Origin of the sequence: Streptomyces sp. NBC_00873, assembly GCF_045207415.1 — a bacterium.
Lineage (GTDB): Bacteria > Actinomycetota > Actinomycetes > Streptomycetales > Streptomycetaceae > Streptomyces.
Window position 1 is genome coordinate 1861479 of record NZ_CP108803.1, and the last position, 17893, is coordinate 1879371.

Genomic DNA, 17893 nt, shown 5'->3' on the forward strand with positions numbered 1-17893 from the left:
CACTCTTGGCCGGCTCACCAGGCCGGCGGGCGCAGTGACTCGATCTGGGGCAGACCTGGCGATCGGTCAGCCTCCAGCTGAAAGCCCGGTAGCGAAATCTGCGAACCACGCCAACATTTCAGGATGGGTGACGGCCCCCTCCGCACTCACATCGGCGACGCGAGCTCCCTGGATGATGCGTTTGACAGGAACTTCGAGCTTTTTGCCGGTCAGGGTGCGCGGCACGGCCTCTATCGGAACGATGACATCCGGCACGTGACGAGGCGAAAGCTTCTGCTTGATCGACGTGGCGATGCTGTTCCGGAGTGTGTCCTCGAAGGTTGTGCCTTCGGCGGGGACAACGAACAGCGGCATGAAGTACCGGCCGTCCGGCAGTTCGGCGCCGATGACGAGACTGTCGGAAATCTGTGGGAGCTGCTCTACGACGGCGTAAATGTCGGCGGATCCCATCCGCACGCCCATGCGGTTGAGTGTCGAGTCCGAGCGCCCCGCCACCACGACTGACAGGTCGGAGTCGACCGTGACCCAGTCACCGTGCCGCCACACTCCGGGATAGACGTCGAAGTAACTCCCCAGGTAGCGCTCGTTCTCAGGGTCGTTGACGAGGTGCAAGGGCATCGAGGGCAGCGGCGCCGTCACCACCAGCTCTCCCTGCTCCCCGACGAGCGGCTGCCCCGAGGTGTCCCAGGAGTCGAGGGCAACGCCCAGGGCGGGACATTGGATCCGGCCTGCGCGCACGGGCAGCAACGGAGAGCCTCCGGCGAGAACCGAGCAGATGTCGGTCCCTCCACAGATCGACTGCAGCCATACGTCGGCAGCGAGACGGTCGTAGACCCAGCGCCACGTGCTCGCGGGAAGCGACGAGCCAGTCTGCAGGATGGATCGCAGGGTACTCAGATCGCTCTCGACTGCTGGGTGAGCATCCGCCTTCTCTGCTGCAACCATGTAGGCCGCCCCTACGCCGACCATCGTCGCGCGAGTCTGCTGGGCAACCTTCCAGACGCCATTGATGTCGGGATAGGTGGGGCTGCCGTCGTACAGGACGATGGTGGCCCCGTGCAGCAGGCCTCCGACCATGAAGTTCCACACCATCCAGCTGGTGGAGGTGTGGAAGAAGTAGCGGTCGTCGCTCCGCAGGTCGGCGCCGAGACCGAGGGCCTTGAGCAGCTCGACAACGATGCCACCGTGGCCTTGCACGATGCCTTTCGGTATGCCCGTGGTGCCCGATGACCACAGGATCCAGAGCGGGTGGTCGAACGGGACGTCGGCGAAGCTGAGTTGGGCCCGATTCTCGAGTAGCGCCGACCACGTGTGCTGCGTCACATCAGGCCGCTGCGACCACGATGACGCGGTTGAGGACGCGTAGAGGTGGTCGACCGTGAGGAGATGCCGGACCGTGGGCAATCCGTCCACGATCTCAGCGACCGCCGGACGTCGGTCGAACTCTTTGCCCCCGTAGTAGTAGCCATCGGCGGCCACCAGAACCGTCGGCTGCGCCTGCTGCAGCCGCGCCAGCACACTGGGCGTACCGAAGTCCTGCGAGCACACCGTCCACACCGCGCCGACAGCAGCGCCGGCCAGCAACGCGACCACGGCATGCGACGTATTCGGCAGGTAGCCGGCAACGCGGTCACCCGGCCTCACGCCCATGTCTCGAAGGGACGCGGCGACAGCCGCGACCTCGCGTCTCAGCTGCTCCCACGACATCTCCACAGGTACGCCGCCCTCGGACACACTGATCAGGGCGGGCCGCGCGGCGCTGGCACGGGCGAAGCATTGCTCGGCGAAGTTCAGTCGTGCCCCTGGGAACCAGGATGCCCCGGGCATCGACGGGTCGGCCAGCACCTCGTCGTAGCCGCTGACAGCGTCGAGGCCGTAGAACTCCCATACCGCCGACCAGAAAGCGGGCACGTCGGTAGTGCTCCACCGCCACAGCTCCGTGTAGTCGGAGAAGGACAGTCCACGCGCCCCGCTCAGCCAGCGCATGAAGCCGGCGATGTTGGAACTTTCGGCCGCCGAGCGGCTCGGGGACCACAGCAGGTCGGTGTCGGTGCTCATCAGCGCCTCCAGAGGCGGGGTCGTGCGGGTGGGAACCAGTGCAGAGGCCGACGGGATGAAAGCGTCTACAGGACGGGCCGCTCACACTCGTCCGAGGATTCGCGCTCGATGGGCGCCCAGCTCCTCCCGCCCAAGAGCGGGCAGGAAGGAGTGCGAGGAGAGCGGAGCCGGGCGTCAGACGGACACGTCGGACAGAACTCAGCTGAGCTCGCGGATGAACTCTTCCGCCCGAGGCCATTCGCCGTAGCCGGATGCAGGGTTGAGGTGTCCGACCGGGCCGAGATCCACGAGACGGCTCCCCCATGCCCGGGCGAGATCGGCGGCGCGATGGAAATCGGCCAGGGGGTCGTCCGTGCTCGCCGCGACGATGCTGGGGAAGGGCAGGGTTGTCCGCGGCGCAGGCAACCAGCCGTTTTCGCGCAGGGCCTCCAGGGTGGGGTAGCCCTCGGGGAGCGGCGTGCCGAAGTCCGGCGGCGCCGCCAGCAGCGCACCCTTGATCGGACGCCGGTGTCGTTGCGCCCAGTGCGCGGTGGTCAACACTCCGGCGCTGTGGGCGACCACTACGACTGGACCGGAGATGTCCGACAGTACTTCGTTCAGGGCGGCGACCTGAACGCTGCAGCTCAACCTGCCGCTCGTCAACGGTGGAACGGTACGGGCGTTGGCGATCTTTTTGGTGAGGATGGTCTGCCAGTGTTCCGGCACGTGATCGCGCAGTCCGGGGACGATGACGACCGTCGGCGAAGCGGTGAGACTCATGACGACAGCTCCGGATTCGTGAGGGTCACGTCGGGAAGCAGGCTCAGGCGGCGTAGGTCGTTCTCGTAGTGGAGCTTGCCGATGACGAAGGCCGCGCCGCTCAGGACCGCGACACATGGGACCAGCTGCAGTGCGCCGAGCAGGCCCATGCGGTCCGCGAGCATGCCCGTCACCGCGGGCCCCGGGGCAAGCCCGAGCAGGCTGTTGGCCAGGGTGAGCGTGGCCATGGCCGTCGCCGCGATGGCGGCAGGGGTCAAATTCGCCACCATGGCGGCCGCCGGGCCGGCCGTGGCGTTGGACAGCAGGGTGCCGGCGCCGATCAGCAACAGCTGCGGCGGGCCGACCGGCAGGTGGAATCCGGCCGTCAGCAGCACGAGCGACCCGAGACTGCAGATGATCGCGACGGTCCACTTCCGGGCGCCGATCCTCCGGCTGAGGCGGTCGGTGACGAACCCGCAGAGGATCATGCCTATCCCGGTGATCAATGCGAAGGCCCCGGCAATCACGCCGGCCTTCGCGGGAGGCATGGCGTAATAACGGTTGAGGAAGCTGGGCATCCAGGCGAGCAGGGCCATCGCAATGAACATCTGCAGCCCGCTACCGATGTAGGCGCAGAGCACGGAGACCGAGGAGAACAGCCGCGGCAGCAAGGTCCGGATCGGGGCCCGTTCGCCGGATGTGCCGCTGCTGCCGCCGGCACCTGAACCCAGCCTCTTTTCCGTGACCACGATGCCGTAGATCGCGGCCAGGACCAGTCCGGCGATCCCCATGACGCCGAACGCCCATCGCCAGCCGAGGTGCTGGGCGACGACGCCACCGATCGACACGCCCAGCACAGATCCGAAGGCGCCTCCCGCGATGAACGCGCCGGAGAGCGTGGCCCGCAGGCCGATGGGGAAGACGCTGAGGACCACCGCGATGCCGACACTTCCGTACGCCGCCTCGCCGACACCGACCATGAACCGCCCCAGGAACATCTGGCCGAAGCTCGCGGCGGCGGCGCAGCCCAGCGTCGCCAGACTCCACACTGTCGCAGCGATGACCAGGCTCTTGACCCGGCCCCAGCGGTCCGCCAGGAGCGACAGGGGGAAGGTGAGCACACCCACCATCAAGGCCACGACGCCGCTGAGAGAACCCAACTGGGCATCGGCAAGGAGCCACTCCGCCTTCAGCAGAGGAAAGACCGCGTTGAGGACCTGCCGCGACATGTAGTCGGTCAGCAGGAGCCCAAAGCTCAGCGCGAACACCAGCCGGGCGTACCCGCGAGATACGGTCGGCATGGCGTGAGACGTGCCCGGCACGACTGTGCCGGCAGTGTGAACTCCCATGGGCGTCGCCTTCTCGTCTCTGGTCAGGGCTCAGAAGGGCCTGTCGCCGACGATTCCGGCGCGCTCCATCTTGCGGACGGCCGGCCAGTAGTCCTGGACGGCGTAGTGCTGTGTGGAGCGGTTGTCCCAGATGGCGAAGCTGTTCTTCTGCCAGCGCCAGCGCACCTGGTACTCGGGGACGGCCGCCTGGCTGATCAGGTAGTTCAGGAGGTTGTTCGCCCCGGGCGCGTGATCCTGGCCGAAGCGCACGTTCTCGGGTGTATGGAAGTTGACGAAGTGCGTGGTGAAAGCGTTGACGAAGAGGATCTGCTCGCCGGTCTCCGGGTGGGCGCGCACCACCGGGTGCTCCGGGTCCGGGTACCGGGCCTTCAGCTGGTGGCGCTGTTCCATGGGCATGACGGCGCCGAAGGTCGCCTCGATGCTGTGCCGCGCGCGCAGACCCGCGATCTGCGTCTTGATGTGCTCCGGCAGCCTGCGGTAGGCCTCGGCCATGTTGACCCAGACTGTGTCTCCGCCGACCTCAGGCGTTTCCACGCAGCGCAGCACGGCCCCCATGGGCGGGCACTCGCGCCAGGTCGCGTCGCAGTGGAGCGCGTTCTCGTAGTGGTCGGGCTTGCTGTCCAGGTCCTTGTAAATGCGGACCAGCCCCGGGTGGTCCGGATCGCTGCCGACCACCGGGTGGTCCTCCAGCGGGCCGAAGCGCGAGGCGAGGGCGACGTGCTCGGCGCGCGTGATGTCCTGGTCCCGCAGGAAAAGGACCTTGTACTTCAGCAGCAGCTGCTTGATCTCGGCGAACAGGTCGTCGTCGCGGGAGGCGTCGCCGAGGTTCGCTCCGAAGACCTCGGCGCCGATGGTGCAGGTCAGCGGCTCAACCTTGATCGATGTGCGGAGGACGCCCGGGCGCACCAGGGCGGGCGTGGCTTCCCTCGGGTGGACTGTCTGGGGCATGTGCTCACTCCTGGGGTGATGTGCGAGGCACGGCGTGTTCGAAGGTGCCGGGCACGGCGTGTTCGAAGGTGCGTGGCACGGAGTGTTCAGAGGACGAAGACGGAGGATCCCGTGGTCCGTCCCGCTTCCAGATCGTGGTGTGCCTGTACCGCGTCCTGGAGGGAGTAGCGCTGATTGATCTGGATCTTGATACGTCCGGACGCGACATGCCCGAACAGCTCGCCCGCCAGGGCGTCCCGCTCGGCGGCTTCGGCGATGTAGTCGGCCAGCGCGGGCCGGGTCACGAACAGCGAGCCGTGGATGGCGAGCTGCATGGCGTCGAGGGGCGGCACACCGGAGGCCGTGCCGAAGCACACCAGCAGACCGCGGCGCTGCAGCGAGGCCATGGATCCGGCGACGGTGTCCTTGCCGATGCTGTCGAAGACGACGGGGACTCCGGCGCCTGCAGTCAGCTCTCGCACCCGCTCGGCCACGTCTTCGCGCCGGTAGTAGATGATGTGTTCGCAGCCGTGTGCGCGGGCGATCTCGGCCTTCTCCTCGCTGGAGACTGTGCCGATCACGGTGATTCCGAGCAGCTTGGCCCACTGGGAGAAGATCAGGCCCACGCCGCCCGCCGCCGCGTGGAGCAGTACGGTGTCGCCGGACTTCAGCGGGTGGATCCGGCGCAGCAGATAGGCCGAGGTGAGGCCCCGCATGGTCATCGCCGCGGCGGTCTCGCAGCTGATCTCCTCCGGCAGCTTGATCAGCGAATCCGCGGGCATGACCCGCTCCGTGCTGTAGGCCCCCAGCGGGCTGCCGGTGTAGGTCACCCGATCGCCCTCTGCGACATGGGTGACGCCTTCGCCCACAGCCTCGATCACGCCTGAGGCCTCCACACCGAGACCCGCAGGCAGCGGAGCCGGGTACAGACCGGAGCGGAAATAGGTGTCGGCGAAGTTGAGTCCGACGGCGACGTGCCGGATCCGTACTTCGCCCGGGCCCGGGTCGCCGACGGTGACCTTCTCCCACCGCATGACGTCGGGGCCGCCGGTCTCATGGAAGCGAATGGCGTGTGCCACAAGTTGCTCCGTTTGCTCGTGTGTGGGTACGGCGGTCGCGGGCCGACCCGGATCAGCCGGGACGGATGCAGGATCGGCCCCGGGACCGCCGCTGGTGCGGGTAGGTCAGCTCTTGACGTCGCGCAGCATGAAGCCGCGCCGGCCGGGGCGGCGGTTGGGCACCATGCCGAGCTGGGCCAGGGTCTCGTCGGCGTCCGAGTACCATTCGCCGATCTTGTAGATCTTCTTCGCTTCCTGCCCGGTGGCGATCTCACGGCCGAGCGCGTTGGCGACCTGAACCATCTGCTCGACCTGCTTCACGGAGGACATCCGCTCGCCCTTGCGCCGCCACAGGTTGTCCTCGTTGCCCACCCGCACGTGCGCGCCCAGGGCGATGCCGATCGCGTTCATCGGCGCCACCGCGCGCATCGAGGCCTCGATCGTGAGCACCGCGCCGTCCGGGACACGGCGGATGAATTCGACCAGGTCCGCCGGGTGCCGCCCGGCGAACCCGCCACCGATCGCGACGTAGTTGAGCACCAGCGGTCCGTTGTAGATGCCCTTGCGGATCAGTCGCTCGACGGTCTCGAGCTGTGCCATGTTGGCGAGTTGGAAGTGCGGCTGGATGCCGTTGGCACGGAGCCGCTCGAGGTGCTCGAGGTAGAAGTCCGGCCCGGCCTCGACGACCATGTCGCGATAGGCCTTGTACATGGCCGGCTTCGCGATGGAGGTGCCCTCGATGTCCTCGTCGTCGAAGAGCTCGACGATGTTCATCTGGTTGGTGCCGATCGCGATCGTCACCTGGTCCGGCCGGGGGTTGATCTCGGCCAGCATGTGGCGGGTGTCGTAGCTCAGCCACTTGGCATCGGAGCCCTCGTCCTCGGGGGCGAAGGAGATCGACCCACCGATCTGCAGGACCATGTCCGGCACGGCCTCACGCAGCCGGGCCATCAGCTCGTTGAACATGGACATGCGCTTGGAGCCGTGACCGTCCAGCTCGCGCACGTGAATGTGCAGCACCGTGGCGCCGGCGTTGTAACAGTCGACCGCCGCCTGCACGTGCTCATCCATGGTGAGCGGAAGGTCGTCGGCGTCACCGGGCAGCCACTCCGGCCCGTAGGGGGCCGCCTGGATCACCAACTTCTCCTGGTTCTCCGGATACAGGGAGTCGTCGAGGAAGTGCACGGTCCATCTCCTTATGTCGGATGGGTCTTCACTCGCCGCGCGCATCGCTGCCCGCAATGCGAGGCCTGAAGGGCTTGGCGAGGGGCGGGGTGAGCTCGCAGACCTGGTTCCCAGGCCCGCTGGGCGGCTCAGATACGATCAGCGAGTCCGGAGGGAGCACACGACTGCAGCAGGGTTCCTGCTGGTCCTTGTGGGGCCGTCGGTGTCCCCTGCGGTAATGCAACGTTAAGGGCCGGTTACGCGCCATGCTTGCCCCTGGGTGACAACTGACTTATCACTTGGGGACAGGCTTGGCCCCTGTCGGCGTCGCCCCGGCCCAGGCAGGCCCAGGGCAGGCGGCGGATCGCTTCGGCCTCCGGCTCTTGGACCGGTGATCACTCCTCGCCGGAGTGCTGCTGCCTGGCCCTCCCGGTGCGCCACTCCCTCGGGCTGCTGCCGAACTGCTCACGGAACCAGCGTGAGAAGCCGCTCGGTCCGGAGAATCCCAGCAGCCCGGAGACCTCCGTCAACGAGCGTCGCGGGTTCGCCACGAGCTGCACCGCGAGCTCGGTACGCGTGGCGTTGAGGAGGGAGGAGAACGTCTCGCCCGAACCCGCCAGGTACCGGTGGACGGTTCTCCGGTCGACGCCGAGGCTGGATGCGACCTGCTCGATGGAACAGCGCCCGCTCGGCAGCAGGACTTCGATCAACTCGCGCACACGGTCCAGTACGGTCGTGTCCCTCGAGACTGCGATGGAATCGAAATACTGCCGCGCGTAGTTCCGGAGCAGCGGGTCCGACATCGTATTGGAAGTGTCGAGGTCGCTTGCGTAGAAAACGATCCCGGTGAATTCCCGGTCGAATTCAACTACCGGGCCGAAGATGTTCCGGTGGGTACCGATATCTTTGGGAGCGCTGTGCGTGAAACACACGGAGACCGACTTCCACCGAGCTCCGAGGAAAGTGCGGAGAACTCCATGGAAGGCGCCCACGGCCAGCTCTGTGGCCTGCCGGGCTTCCATTGCTTCACCCAATTCCAGACCCACCTTGAGGGTGGTCAGGCCGTTTGCCTCGGAGACTCGACTACGGAGTATTTCGTTGTACATGTAGTCATGTCGCATCAGTAGCCCGAGTGCGCTGCGGACATCGGGCTCCTCACGGATGACCAAGCTGATGGGGCCGAGATTGGCGAAGCGGCGGCGCTCAGCGAGGAGCAGGCCGAAGTCCTCGCGGTGCGAGGCCACCGCCGAGAGTTCAAGCAGCCGAGTCACGGCCGCGCCAGAGATCCATCTGTCCTGGACCGCGAGGCCTACGGGGTCCAGGCCCACGCTCTTCATCAGCGCTCGCGGGTCGATGCCGAGGGACTGGCTGAGCTCGACGTAGCTGTTCAGCGCTGCATTGCGGACCAGTCGCTTCAAGGCGCACTCCAAGGCTCTGTCCCCAGATGGTAAGTAAGATGTCACGTCAAGTAAAGCGATGCGCCAGGCCGTGACCTAGCGTTGCACCACTGCGATGGAGCTCGCCTCCTGGATTCGGCGTCCCGGCTGATCTGAAATCCTGCGGAGAACACCATGACAAATACTCCAACCGTTGACCAGCCCCCTGAAAAAGTGGCACGGAATCCCATGCAGATCAATGCCCCCCGAAGGAATGGCCTGGTTCAAATCCACGGGATTCTTCCGCGTGGAAAGGAGAAGGGCCGTGCACGCAATTTCCGGTCCCCCAGCCAGGGAAAAGCCGCACACGATGTGGACCGGACGGATGCACGACCCGAGTGAGGCCACCATGACGAGCGTGATCAACGTGCTGCGCCGGCCCTGCGCAGGGCCGGCCGTGTGGAAGAGCCCGGACCTGGCGAACTCCACCGAGTGGGTCCTGCGACTCTCGCCGGCGCAGACCGACGAACTCCAGGCGGCACTGCAGGCGGTGCGTGAGCGCGGTGTTCCGCTCCTGAAGGTGACCGCCCGCGACTTTCCGCTGCCGACCCTGGCCGGCGAGCTGGCACGACTCGCCGACGTACTGGAGAACGGACGGGGCTTCGTGCTCGTCAAACGCATTCCGGTCGAGCAGTACAGCCAGGCGGCGGCGAGCACCATTTTCTGGGGACTGGGCCAGCACCTGGGCGTCCCGGTGTCGCAGAACGCTGCGGGCCACATGCTCGGTCACGCCCGGGACACCGGCGGCACCGTGGCCGACCCCGCAACGCGCGGCTATCAGACAAGAGCGAGGCTGCCGTTCCACACCGACGGTTCCGATGTCCTCGGGCTGCTGTGTCTGCGAGCGGCTCGCACCGGCGCACGCACCGCCGTTGTCAGCTCGGCGGCGGTCTACAACGCCGTGCTGGCGCGGCGGCCGAAGCTGGTCGAGCGCCTGTACCGCACACATTTCGTCGACCGTCGGGAGGAGCAACCCCCCGGTGAACCCCCGTACTCCACGGTTCCGTTGGCGTCCTGGTACGGGGGGAAGCTCAGCATGCGATACAACCGCTGCTATCTCGAGTCCGCACGGCGCTTTTCTGACGTTCCCCGCTTGGAGCCGGCGGACATGGAGCTGTTCGACCTCATCGACGAACTGGCTGAGTCCCGGGAATTCCGACTTGACGTCGACTTCGAGGTCGGCGACCTGCTGCTGTTCAACAACCACGCGGTTCTTCATTCCCGCACGGAGTACGAGGACTTCGCAGAGCCCGAGCTGAAGCGCCACGTGCTGCGGCTGTGGCTGACCCTGCGGCAGGGACGCGACCTGCCGCCGGACTTCTGGGGGGATCTGCACAGCGCCGGCGACCGTCCCGGCCGCGGCGGGATCACCCCCCGCGACGTGATCGCGACGCAGAACTCGGCGGGCCTCTGCGGCTCCCGCAGCCATGGGTGACCGCCACCAGCTCCGATCGAAGGGGAAGCCGAATGAACAACCTCGCCTCACTCCTGGCGGAATCCGCCTCAGCCGATGGCGGCCGCATCGCCATTCGCCAGGACGAGATCGTCCTCACCTATGCCCAACTGAACGATGCAAGCGCCCGGGTCGCCACCTTGTTGCAGGCCAAGGGCATCCGGCCGGGCGATCGCGTGGCGTTGGTCATGCCCAACGTCACCTACTTCCCCATCGCGTACTACGGCATCCTCCGCGCAGGCGCCGTAGTGGTACCGATGAACCCACTGTTGAAAGCCCGTGAAATAGAATTCACCCTCCGGGATTCCGGATCCCGCATCGTGGTGACGTTCCCGCTGTTCGCGGACGAGGTCGCGACGGCCGCCGCAGAGGTAGGGGCCGTATGCCTGGTCACGGACCCAGCGGCATTCGACATCCTGGTGCAGGCCACCGAACCGATGCCCGAGATCGTCGACCGGGCAGAGGACGACACCGCCGTGATCCTCTACACCTCGGGCACAACAGGGACCCCGAAGGGCGCCGAACTGACCCACCGCAACCTGATGACCAACGCGGCCACCACGGTCGAGACGCTGCTCCACGTCGGGCCGGACGACGTACTGTTCGGCGGCCTGCCACTGTTCCACGCGTTCGGGCAGACCTGCGCCCTCAACACAGCCGTCGCTGCGGGCGCCACCCTGACTTTGCTGCCGCGATTCGAGCCGACGAAGGCGCTGGAGATCATTCACCGGGATGGGGCCACCGTCTTTCTGGGCGTCCCCACGATGTACACAGCCCTGCTCCACGCCGGGATCCCCGACGGCTATGACCTCTCACGGCTACACCTGGCTGTTTCCGGCGGCGCTTCCCTGCCGGTCGAAGTACTCCACGGCTTCGAGCGGGAATTCGGCGTCACCGTGCTGGAGGGCTATGGACTCTCGGAGACTTCTCCGGTCGCCTCATTCAACCCTCCGGACCGGCCACGCAAGGCCGGCTCGATCGGGCTGCCCATCCGCGGGGTCGAACTGAGGCTCGTCGCGGACGATGGCACCACGGTCGGCCCGGGCGAAGTCGGTGAGATCGCGATCCGCGGCGAGAACATCATGAAGGGCTACTGGAACCGTCCCGGTGCGACTACGGAAGCCATCCGGGACGGGTGGTTCCACAGCGGTGATCTCGCCCGAGTCGACGAAGATGGCTACTACTTCATCGTCGACCGGAAGAAGGACCTCATTATCCGCGGCGGATACAACGTCTACCCGCGCGAGATCGAGGAGGTGCTCTACGAACACCCTGCCGTCGCCGAGGCGGCAGTGGTCGGCGTGCCACACCAGGTGCACGGGGAGGAGGTAGCCGCCGTAGTAACACTCCGGGATGGTGCACGGACCACGGCCGATCAGCTACGCGACTACGTCAAACAGCGGGTGGCTGCCTACAAATACCCACGGATCGTCACGTTCACCAACGGGCTCCCCAAGGGAGCCACGGGCAAGATCCTCAAGCGTGAAATCGTCCTCCAGCACCAGGCGTTCGAGGGCTGAACTGATCTGGTGCCGTGTCGGACCCGAAGCCGGGCCGACGTGGGCAGGGACGATAGCCCGCCGCGCGCAGAAGCCCCGGCATCGTCGGCGGGGCTTCGTCGTGCAGGCCTCCGGTCAGGGGGTGGCCGCAGACACGACATATACGACAGGGGATGCCGGATCGGTCATGTCGACGGTGATGTTCTGGGTGGGACGCGGGTCCTTGTTGGTGTGCGTGGTGCCCGCCCAGTCGGCGCCGGGGCCGAAGTACCAGCCGGCGATCTTGGTGTCGCGGGCACCGACGGTGACCTCGCCGTCCTTCAGGGCGGCTCGACCGCTGCCGAGACGGCTCAGGAACCGGTCGAGCCCGGCGGACGACGTGCGGAACTGCACGTACATCCGGCTGGCCTTCCAGTTGTTGGTCTCGTAGTACTGGACGTCCTGGGCGTTGCCAGGGATCGGCAGTTCGAAGATCCTGCGCTGCATCCGGGACGGCCAGCCCTCGCGCATCCCGTGCGCGGCGGCCTCGGCCTCCTTGTCCTGACCGGAGCGGCGGCTCTGCCCTGCGGAGATCAGGAGATAGCCGGCCGGGACGCCGATCAGCAGCACGATGATGGTCGCCGTGATCAGGCGCCGGCGGATCGTCCGGCGCCGGTCCTGCGGGGGCCTGCCGCCGTCCTCGCCGGGCGGCGAGGACTGGCGCGGCACAACGGGGTGCTCGGCTGTGGTCATGTTCTGGGAATCCCTAGGAGGTGCGGGTGTTGCGCGTGGAACGGATGGTGTTCGCGGCCTGGTCGTAGATCTGCGCGTACCGCTCGTACCGCTCGACGCGACGGCGGTTGGTACGGCGGAACCTCCGCGCGACCAGCCGGGCCAGGTCTGCGGCGCCGACCATACCTGCCTCCGGGCCGAGCTGCGCCTTGACGATCCGGGCCTCGGGGCGGTAGCCGCGGCCGGTGAGGTGGCGTTTGAAGGCGTCCCTGGCGGGGCCGATCAGCAGATCGTCCGCGGCGCTCACACCGCCGCCGATGACGAAGCAGGAGGGGTCGAGCGCGGCAGCCAGGTTGGCGATGCCGACGCCGAGCCACTGGCCGATGTCCTGGAGGAGCTCGATGCACATCGCATCGCCCTCCCGGGCCAGTTCGGTGATGAGCGGCCCGGTGATCTCGGGGATGTTCCCCTTGACGCGCTCGATGATGCCGTGGGCGACCGGGGAGTCCGCGGCGGCCAGCTCCCGGGCCTCGCGGACCAGGGCGTTGCCGGAGCTGTACTGCTCCCAGCAGCCGCGGTTCCCGCAGGGGCAGCGGTGCCCGCCGGGCACCACCTGCATGTGGCCGAACTCACCGGCGACGCCGTACTTGCCACGCTTGACCTGACCGTCCTCCAGGATCGCGCCGCCGATGCCGGTGCCGAGCGTGATCATGACCAGATGGTCCTCGCCGCGCCCGGCGCCGAAGCGCCACTCCGCCCAGGCGGCGGTGTTCGCGTCGTTGTCGACCATGACGGGGACGACGAGGCGGGAGGCGAGGGCGTCCCTGAGGGGTTCGTCGCGCCAGGCGAGGTGCGGGGCGAACAGCACCTTGGAGCGGTCCGCGTCGACCCAGCCCGCCGCGCCGATGCCGACGGCGTGCACATCGTGCCGGTCGGAGAGATCGAGGACCAGCTCGACGATGGTGTCCTCGACGACCTTGGGGCTCTTGGACTTGTCGGGCGTCTCGGTGCGCAGCTGCTCCAGGATGTTGCCGTCGGCGTCGACGACGCCGGCCATCACCTTCGTACCCCCGATGTCGATGCCGACGGTGGGCACCCGGGGCGCGGTGAGGTGCGAGCGCCGCTCACGGGTGCCGACGGTCCGCAGGACGGTGGCGCGGGCGGAGCCGCGGTGTGTGAAGTCGCGGTACGTGCTCATCGTCCCTGCGGGGTCTGGGGGGCCGGGTGGTGGTGCTCCCGGTGACGGACGGCGCCCGTCAGCCTCGATTCTGCCACTGCCGGGGCGCCGGGACGGGCGGGCGGGGTCCGCGGCGCCCCGGTGGCGCCCCGCCCCAGAGGGTGTCCGGCGGATCAGGGTCGACCCCGGCCATGATCCGCCGGACACCGCTATGGAGCGTCGTCGGTGTCCGGGCGCCCCGGTGACGTGGCCCGCTGCAGCTCGTGGCTGAGCTCCTCGAGCTCGCTGCCGCCCGCCATCTGGCGGGTCAGCTCGTCCAGCGTGATGCCGTCCTTGGCGTGGCTGCCGGACATGGCACCCCGCTTGAGCAGCACGAACCGGTCACCGACCAGATACGCGTGGTGCGGGTTGTGCGTGATGAGAACCACGCCGAGTCCGGCGTCCCGGGCGGCCGCGACGTACTTCAGCACGACCCCGGACTGCTTGACGCCGAGCGCCGCGGTGGGCTCGTCCAGGACGAGCACCTTGGCACCGAAGTAGACGGCGCGCGCGATGGCGACGCACTGGCGCTCGCCGCCGGACAGGGTGCCGATCGGCTGGTCGACGTCGCGCAGGTCGATGCCCATGCGCAGCAGTTCGGAGCGGGTGGTCTCGCGCATCTTCCGGACGTCGAGCGTCTTGAACGGGCCGACACCCGTCGTCGGCTCGGAGCCGAGGAAGAAGTTCCGCCAGACGGGCATCAGCGGGACGACGGCCAGGTCCTGGTAGACCGTGGCGATGCCCCGGTCGAGGGCGTCGCGCGGATTGGCGAGCGTGGTCTCCTCACCGTCGATGAGCAACGTCCCGGCGTCGTGCCGGTGCAGGCCCGCGATGATCTTGATGAGGGTGGACTTGCCCGCGCCGTTGTCGCCCAGTACGCAGGAGATCTCGCCCGCGTGGACCACCAGCGAGACGTCCTGGAGCGCCTTGATACTGCCGTAGAACTTGCTGACGTGGTCCAGCTCGATCAGCGCCGGGGGGGCCGGGGTCGTCATTTCGTCGCCTCCGCGCGCTTGCGTACCCATGCGTTGAGCAGGGTGGCCAGGAGCAGCATGGCTCCGAGGAAGAACTTGAACCAGTCCGGGTTCCACTCCGCGTACACGATGCCCTTGCTGGTCATGCCGAAGATGAACGCGCCGACCGCCGAGCCGATGGCGGAGCCGTAACCTCCGGTGATCAGGCAACCGCCGATGACGGCCGCGATGATGTACGTCAGCTCGTTGCCGACGCCCTCACCCGACTGCACCACGTCGTACGAGAACAGCAGATGCTGCCCGGAGACCCAGGCGGCGAAGGCGACCCCGAGGTACAGCCCGACCTTGGTACGGATCACCGGGACGCCCACCGCGCGGGCTGCGTCGGCCTCGCCGCCGACGGCGAAGATCCAGTTCCCGAAGCGGGTACGGAGCAGGATCCCGGTGGCGATCGCCACGAGCACCGCCCACCACAGGATGGTCACCTTGAACTCGACCCCGCCGACGGTCCACTCCGAGGCGAAGACCTTGCGGGCCGAGTCGAAGCCCTCCATGTCGCCGATGGACTTCGTCGACACGGTGCCGCTGATCAGCTTGGTGAAGCCGAGGTTGAGACCGGTCAGCATCAGGAATGTGCCGAGCGTGATGATGAAGCTCGGAAGTTTGGTACGGGTCAGCATGAGCCCGTTGAACGCGCCGATGGCCAGGGTCACCAGCAGCGACACGAGGACGCCGACCCAGACGTTGGCCGTCATCTGGTAGCTGAACATCGACGAGACCAGCGCGGAGCTGGTGACCAGCACACCGGCGGAGAGGTCGAACTCGCCGCCGATCATCAACAGGGCAACCGGCGCCGCCATGATCCCGATGGTGGACGCCGCGTACAGCACCGTGCCGAAGCTGGACGCGCGCAGGAAGCTGTCGGCGACGATCGAGAAGAAGAGGAAGACGGCCGCGGCGCCGACGACCGATCCGAGTTCGGGGCGGCCCAGAAGCCTGCGCAGCGGTGAGGTGCGCAGCAGCCGCTCGTCGGCCCCGGACGGGGCGGGTGGTTGCTCCGTCGTGGTCATCGGGTCCCCCGCTTCGTGTACTCCGCCAGCTGGGCGGCGTCCTTCGAGGTGATGATCTGCGGGCCGGTGAGGACGGGGCGGCCGCCGCCGAGCACATTGCGGTTGTAGCGGTAGAGCCAGAGCAGGTCGACGGCCTCGTAGCCCTGGAGGTACGGCTGCTGGTCCACGGCGAAGCCCAGGGTCTTGTCCTGGAGCGCGGTGGCGACCTTGGCGTTCAGGTCGAAGGTGTCGATCTCGGCCTTGGAGCCCGCGGTCCGCTTCGCCTTCACGGCGGCGTCGGCGAACGGCGCGCCGAGGGTGACGACCGCGTCGATGCTCTTGTCGGCCTGGAGTTTCGCCTCGATGGACGCCTGGACGTCGGGCATGTTGGTGCCCTCGACGTACAGGTTCTGCATCTGCCCGTCGAAGGTCTTCTTCGCCCCGGCGCAGCGCTGCTCGTGCCCGACGTTGCCCTGCTCGTGCAGGATGCACAAGGCCTTCTTGCGGCCGCGCGCGTTGAGCTCGTCGCCGACGGCCTCGCCGGCGATGGACTCGTCCTGGCCGATGTGGGTGAGCGCGCCGAACGCCTTGGACTCCGCGGAGCCCGAGTTCACCGTGATCACCGGGATCCCGGCCCGGGTCGCCTTGGCGACGACGTCCTTCAACGCGTCGGGCTTGGCGAGCGTGACGATCAGCCCGTCGACCTTCTGGTCGATGGCGGCCTGGACGAGCTGGGCCTGCTGCTGCGCCTCGTCGTTGTGCGAGTACAGGAACTTGATGTTGTCCTTGACGGCCGCCTGCTTCGCACCGCTCTGGACGATGTCCCAGAAGGTGTCGCCGTCGCCCGAGTGCGTGACCATGGCGAAGGTCCAGCGGGGTGTGTTCACCGCGGACCGGCCCTCGGCGGCGGCCCGGGCCGCGCGCTCCTCCGCCCGCTTGCCACCGGTGCTGCTGCATCCCACGAGGGAGGCCCCGAGCACCGCCGCAAGCACGGCGCCCATCGCACGTACCCCTGTCCGAACCCTTGCCACGACGTGGTGCCCTTCTTGTGCTGCTCGCTGTGCTGCTTGGTGCCGACCGGTGGAGTTCCCGCCCGGTCCGGCTGGCCAAGTATCCCCGAGCCCGGCGCGGCGCCGCCCGGCAGGGGCGGGCCGCATGTGTCGGCACGGGGTGGGCACGGCCGTCCGCACGGGGGTCACCGGGTACCGCGCGCGGTGTATTTCTCCAGCTGCGGCACGTCGTCGGCGGTGACGATCGCCGGGCCGGTGAGCACGGGCTTCCCGCCGCCGATGACGTTTCCGTTGGTCCTGTCGAGCCACAGTTCGTCGACGGCGAGATAGCCCTGGAGGTAGGGCTGCTGGTCGACGGCGAAGCCGACCTCGGAGGCCTTCAGCCGTTTGACGACCTCGGCGTTGAGATCGAACGTGTCGACTTCTGCCTTGGAGCCGGAGCCCTCCTTGGCCTTGACGGAGGCGGCGGCGAACGGCGCGCCGAGGGTGACGACCGTGTCGATGCCGCGGTCGGCCTGGAGCTTCGCCTCGATGGAGGAGGTGGAGGCGGGCATGTTGGTGCCTTCGATACCGAGGTTCTCGACGCTCCCCCTGAAGGTCTTCTTCACCCCGGCGCAGCGCTCCTCCAGTGACACATTGCCCTGTTCGTGGATGACGCAGACGGCCTTCTTGCGGCCCCGCTTGTTGAGCTCCTCACCGACGGCCTCGCCGGCGACTTTCTCGTCCTGCCCGATATGGCCGATCGCGCCGACGCCCTTGGAGAACTGCGCGCCCGAGTTGATGGTGACGACGGGGATACCGGCTTTCACGGCCTTGGCGACGACGTCCGCCACGGCTTCAGGCTTGGCCAGGGTGACGACGATCCCGTCGACCTTCTGGTCGATGGCGGCCTGGACGAGCTGGGCCTGCTCCTTGCCCTCCTTGTTCGCGGAGTACAGGAACTCGACGTTGTCCTTGGCCGCCGCCTGCTTCGCACCGCTCTGGACGATGTCCCAGAAGGTGTCGCCCTCCCCCGAGTGCGTGATCATCGCGATCTTCATCCGGGGTGTGGAGACGCCCTTGGCTCCTTGGCCGCTGCCGCCGGACCTGTCCTCGGAGCTCTTGCCGCCGGAGCTGCTGCATCCCGCGACGACGGCGGTGACGGCGAGGCTGATGGTGCAGATGGCGATCAGGGGTGCTGCCTTGCGAGGGGTACGCATGGTGGGTCCGCCTTCTCTCCCGGCCGCCCGAGTGCGGCTTGGGGAGTTGTAG

15 protein-coding genes are annotated in these 17893 nt (G+C 67.7%); 2 read left to right on the forward strand and 13 right to left on the reverse strand.

The window, feature by feature from the left end:
• Window positions 1-66 precede the first annotated feature (66 nt).
• The 7 genes from OH809_RS08480 to OH809_RS08510 all read right to left on the reverse strand — a co-directional run bounded on the left by OH809_RS08480 (window position 67) and on the right by OH809_RS08510 (window position 8712).
• On the reverse strand, window positions 67-2058 hold the full coding sequence (locus tag OH809_RS08480) for an acetoacetate--CoA ligase (RefSeq protein ID WP_406514979.1): 1992 nt from the start codon (window positions 2056-2058) through the stop codon (window positions 67-69).
• 198 nt (window positions 2059-2256) lie between these two features.
• Window positions 2257-2817, reverse strand: a complete 561-nt coding sequence (locus OH809_RS08485) for an RBBP9/YdeN family alpha/beta hydrolase (RefSeq protein WP_406422996.1) — start codon at window positions 2815-2817, stop codon at window positions 2257-2259.
• Window positions 2814-4097 (reverse strand): MFS transporter, encoded by a 1284-nt coding sequence (locus tag OH809_RS08490; protein WP_406422995.1) that lies wholly within the window; start codon window positions 4095-4097, stop codon window positions 2814-2816. Before OH809_RS08490 ends, OH809_RS08485 begins: the two co-directional genes overlap by 4 nt.
• Before the next feature lie 78 nt (window positions 4098-4175).
• On the reverse strand, window positions 4176-5093 hold the full coding sequence (locus OH809_RS08495; RefSeq protein ID WP_406422994.1) for a TauD/TfdA dioxygenase family protein: 918 nt from the start codon (window positions 5091-5093) through the stop codon (window positions 4176-4178).
• An 86-nt stretch (window positions 5094-5179) separates the two neighbouring features.
• Window positions 5180-6151, reverse strand: coding sequence for a quinone oxidoreductase family protein (locus tag OH809_RS08500; protein WP_406422993.1), 972 nt, complete (start codon window positions 6149-6151; stop codon window positions 5180-5182).
• A gap of 105 nt (window positions 6152-6256) precedes the next feature.
• Complete coding sequence (locus OH809_RS08505) at window positions 6257-7315, reverse strand: 3-keto-5-aminohexanoate cleavage protein (RefSeq protein ID WP_406422992.1); 1059 nt, start codon at window positions 7313-7315, stop codon at window positions 6257-6259.
• Between the two features lie 374 nt (window positions 7316-7689).
• Window positions 7690-8712 carry an AraC family transcriptional regulator gene (locus OH809_RS08510; RefSeq protein ID WP_406422991.1) on the reverse strand — a complete coding sequence of 341 codons (1023 nt, stop codon included), beginning with the start codon at window positions 8710-8712 and terminating at the stop codon, window positions 7690-7692.
• A 283-nt stretch (window positions 8713-8995) separates the two neighbouring features.
• On the opposite strand from OH809_RS08510, the gene OH809_RS08515 reads away from it, so the two are divergent.
• Both OH809_RS08515 and OH809_RS08520 read left to right on the forward strand, forming a co-directional pair.
• Entirely contained in the window at window positions 8996-10165 is a 1170-nt protein-coding gene (locus tag OH809_RS08515) for a TauD/TfdA family dioxygenase (RefSeq protein ID WP_406422990.1), read from the forward strand.
• 32 nt (window positions 10166-10197) lie between these two features.
• Window positions 10198-11703, forward strand: coding sequence for a long-chain-fatty-acid--CoA ligase (locus OH809_RS08520; protein WP_406422989.1), 1506 nt, complete (start codon window positions 10198-10200; stop codon window positions 11701-11703).
• Between the two features lie 114 nt (window positions 11704-11817).
• Here OH809_RS08520 and OH809_RS08525 read toward each other — a convergent pair whose 3' ends face one another.
• The 6 genes from OH809_RS08525 to OH809_RS08550 form a co-directional block, all read right to left on the reverse strand.
• Window positions 11818-12414 (reverse strand): hypothetical protein, encoded by a 597-nt coding sequence (locus OH809_RS08525; RefSeq protein WP_406422988.1) that lies wholly within the window; start codon window positions 12412-12414, stop codon window positions 11818-11820.
• A gap of 13 nt (window positions 12415-12427) precedes the next feature.
• The gene (locus OH809_RS08530; protein WP_406422987.1) at window positions 12428-13591 is read right to left on the reverse strand and encodes an ROK family glucokinase; all 1164 of its coding nucleotides are present in this window, start codon (window positions 13589-13591) and stop codon (window positions 12428-12430) included.
• Window positions 13592-13779: 188 nt separating this feature from the next.
• Entirely contained in the window at window positions 13780-14604 is an 825-nt protein-coding gene (locus OH809_RS08535) for an ATP-binding cassette domain-containing protein (protein WP_406422986.1), read from the reverse strand.
• Complete coding sequence (locus tag OH809_RS08540) at window positions 14601-15653, reverse strand: ABC transporter permease (protein ID WP_406422985.1); 1053 nt, start codon at window positions 15651-15653, stop codon at window positions 14601-14603. Before OH809_RS08540 ends, OH809_RS08535 begins: the two co-directional genes overlap by 4 nt.
• Window positions 15650-16633 carry a sugar ABC transporter substrate-binding protein gene (locus tag OH809_RS08545; RefSeq protein ID WP_406422984.1) on the reverse strand — a complete coding sequence of 328 codons (984 nt, stop codon included), beginning with the start codon at window positions 16631-16633 and terminating at the stop codon, window positions 15650-15652. Before OH809_RS08545 ends, OH809_RS08540 begins: the two co-directional genes overlap by 4 nt.
• A 194-nt stretch (window positions 16634-16827) precedes the next feature.
• Complete coding sequence (locus tag OH809_RS08550; protein WP_406422983.1) at window positions 16828-17841, reverse strand: substrate-binding domain-containing protein; 1014 nt, start codon at window positions 17839-17841, stop codon at window positions 16828-16830.
• Window positions 17842-17893 lie beyond the last annotated feature (52 nt).

Excerpts from the sequence above, each read along its gene's own strand:
- OH809_RS08535 (WP_406422986.1), bottom strand. The coding sequence starts at position 14,604 with ATGACGACCCCGGCCCCCCCGGCGCTGATCGAGCTGGACCACGTCAGC.
- OH809_RS08490 (WP_406422995.1), bottom strand. The coding sequence starts at position 4,097 with ATGCCGACCGTATCTCGCGGGTACGCCCGGCTGGTGTTCGCGCTGAGC.
- OH809_RS08550 (WP_406422983.1), bottom strand. The coding sequence starts at position 17,841 with ATGCGTACCCCTCGCAAGGCAGCACCCCTGATCGCCATCTGCACCATC.
- OH809_RS08540 (WP_406422985.1), bottom strand. The coding sequence starts at position 15,653 with ATGACCACGACGGAGCAACCACCCGCCCCGTCCGGGGCCGACGAGCGG.
- OH809_RS08485 (WP_406422996.1), bottom strand. The coding sequence starts at position 2,817 with ATGAGTCTCACCGCTTCGCCGACGGTCGTCATCGTCCCCGGACTGCGC.
- OH809_RS08495 (WP_406422994.1), bottom strand. The coding sequence starts at position 5,093 with ATGCCCCAGACAGTCCACCCGAGGGAAGCCACGCCCGCCCTGGTGCGC.
- OH809_RS08520 (WP_406422989.1), top strand. The coding sequence starts at position 10,198 with ATGAACAACCTCGCCTCACTCCTGGCGGAATCCGCCTCAGCCGATGGC.
- OH809_RS08525 (WP_406422988.1), bottom strand. The coding sequence starts at position 12,414 with ATGACCACAGCCGAGCACCCCGTTGTGCCGCGCCAGTCCTCGCCGCCC.
- OH809_RS08480 (WP_406514979.1), bottom strand. The coding sequence starts at position 2,058 with ATGAGCACCGACACCGACCTGCTGTGGTCCCCGAGCCGCTCGGCGGCC.
- OH809_RS08545 (WP_406422984.1), bottom strand. The coding sequence starts at position 16,633 with ATGGGCGCCGTGCTTGCGGCGGTGCTCGGGGCCTCCCTCGTGGGATGC.
- OH809_RS08530 (WP_406422987.1), bottom strand. The coding sequence starts at position 13,591 with ATGAGCACGTACCGCGACTTCACACACCGCGGCTCCGCCCGCGCCACC.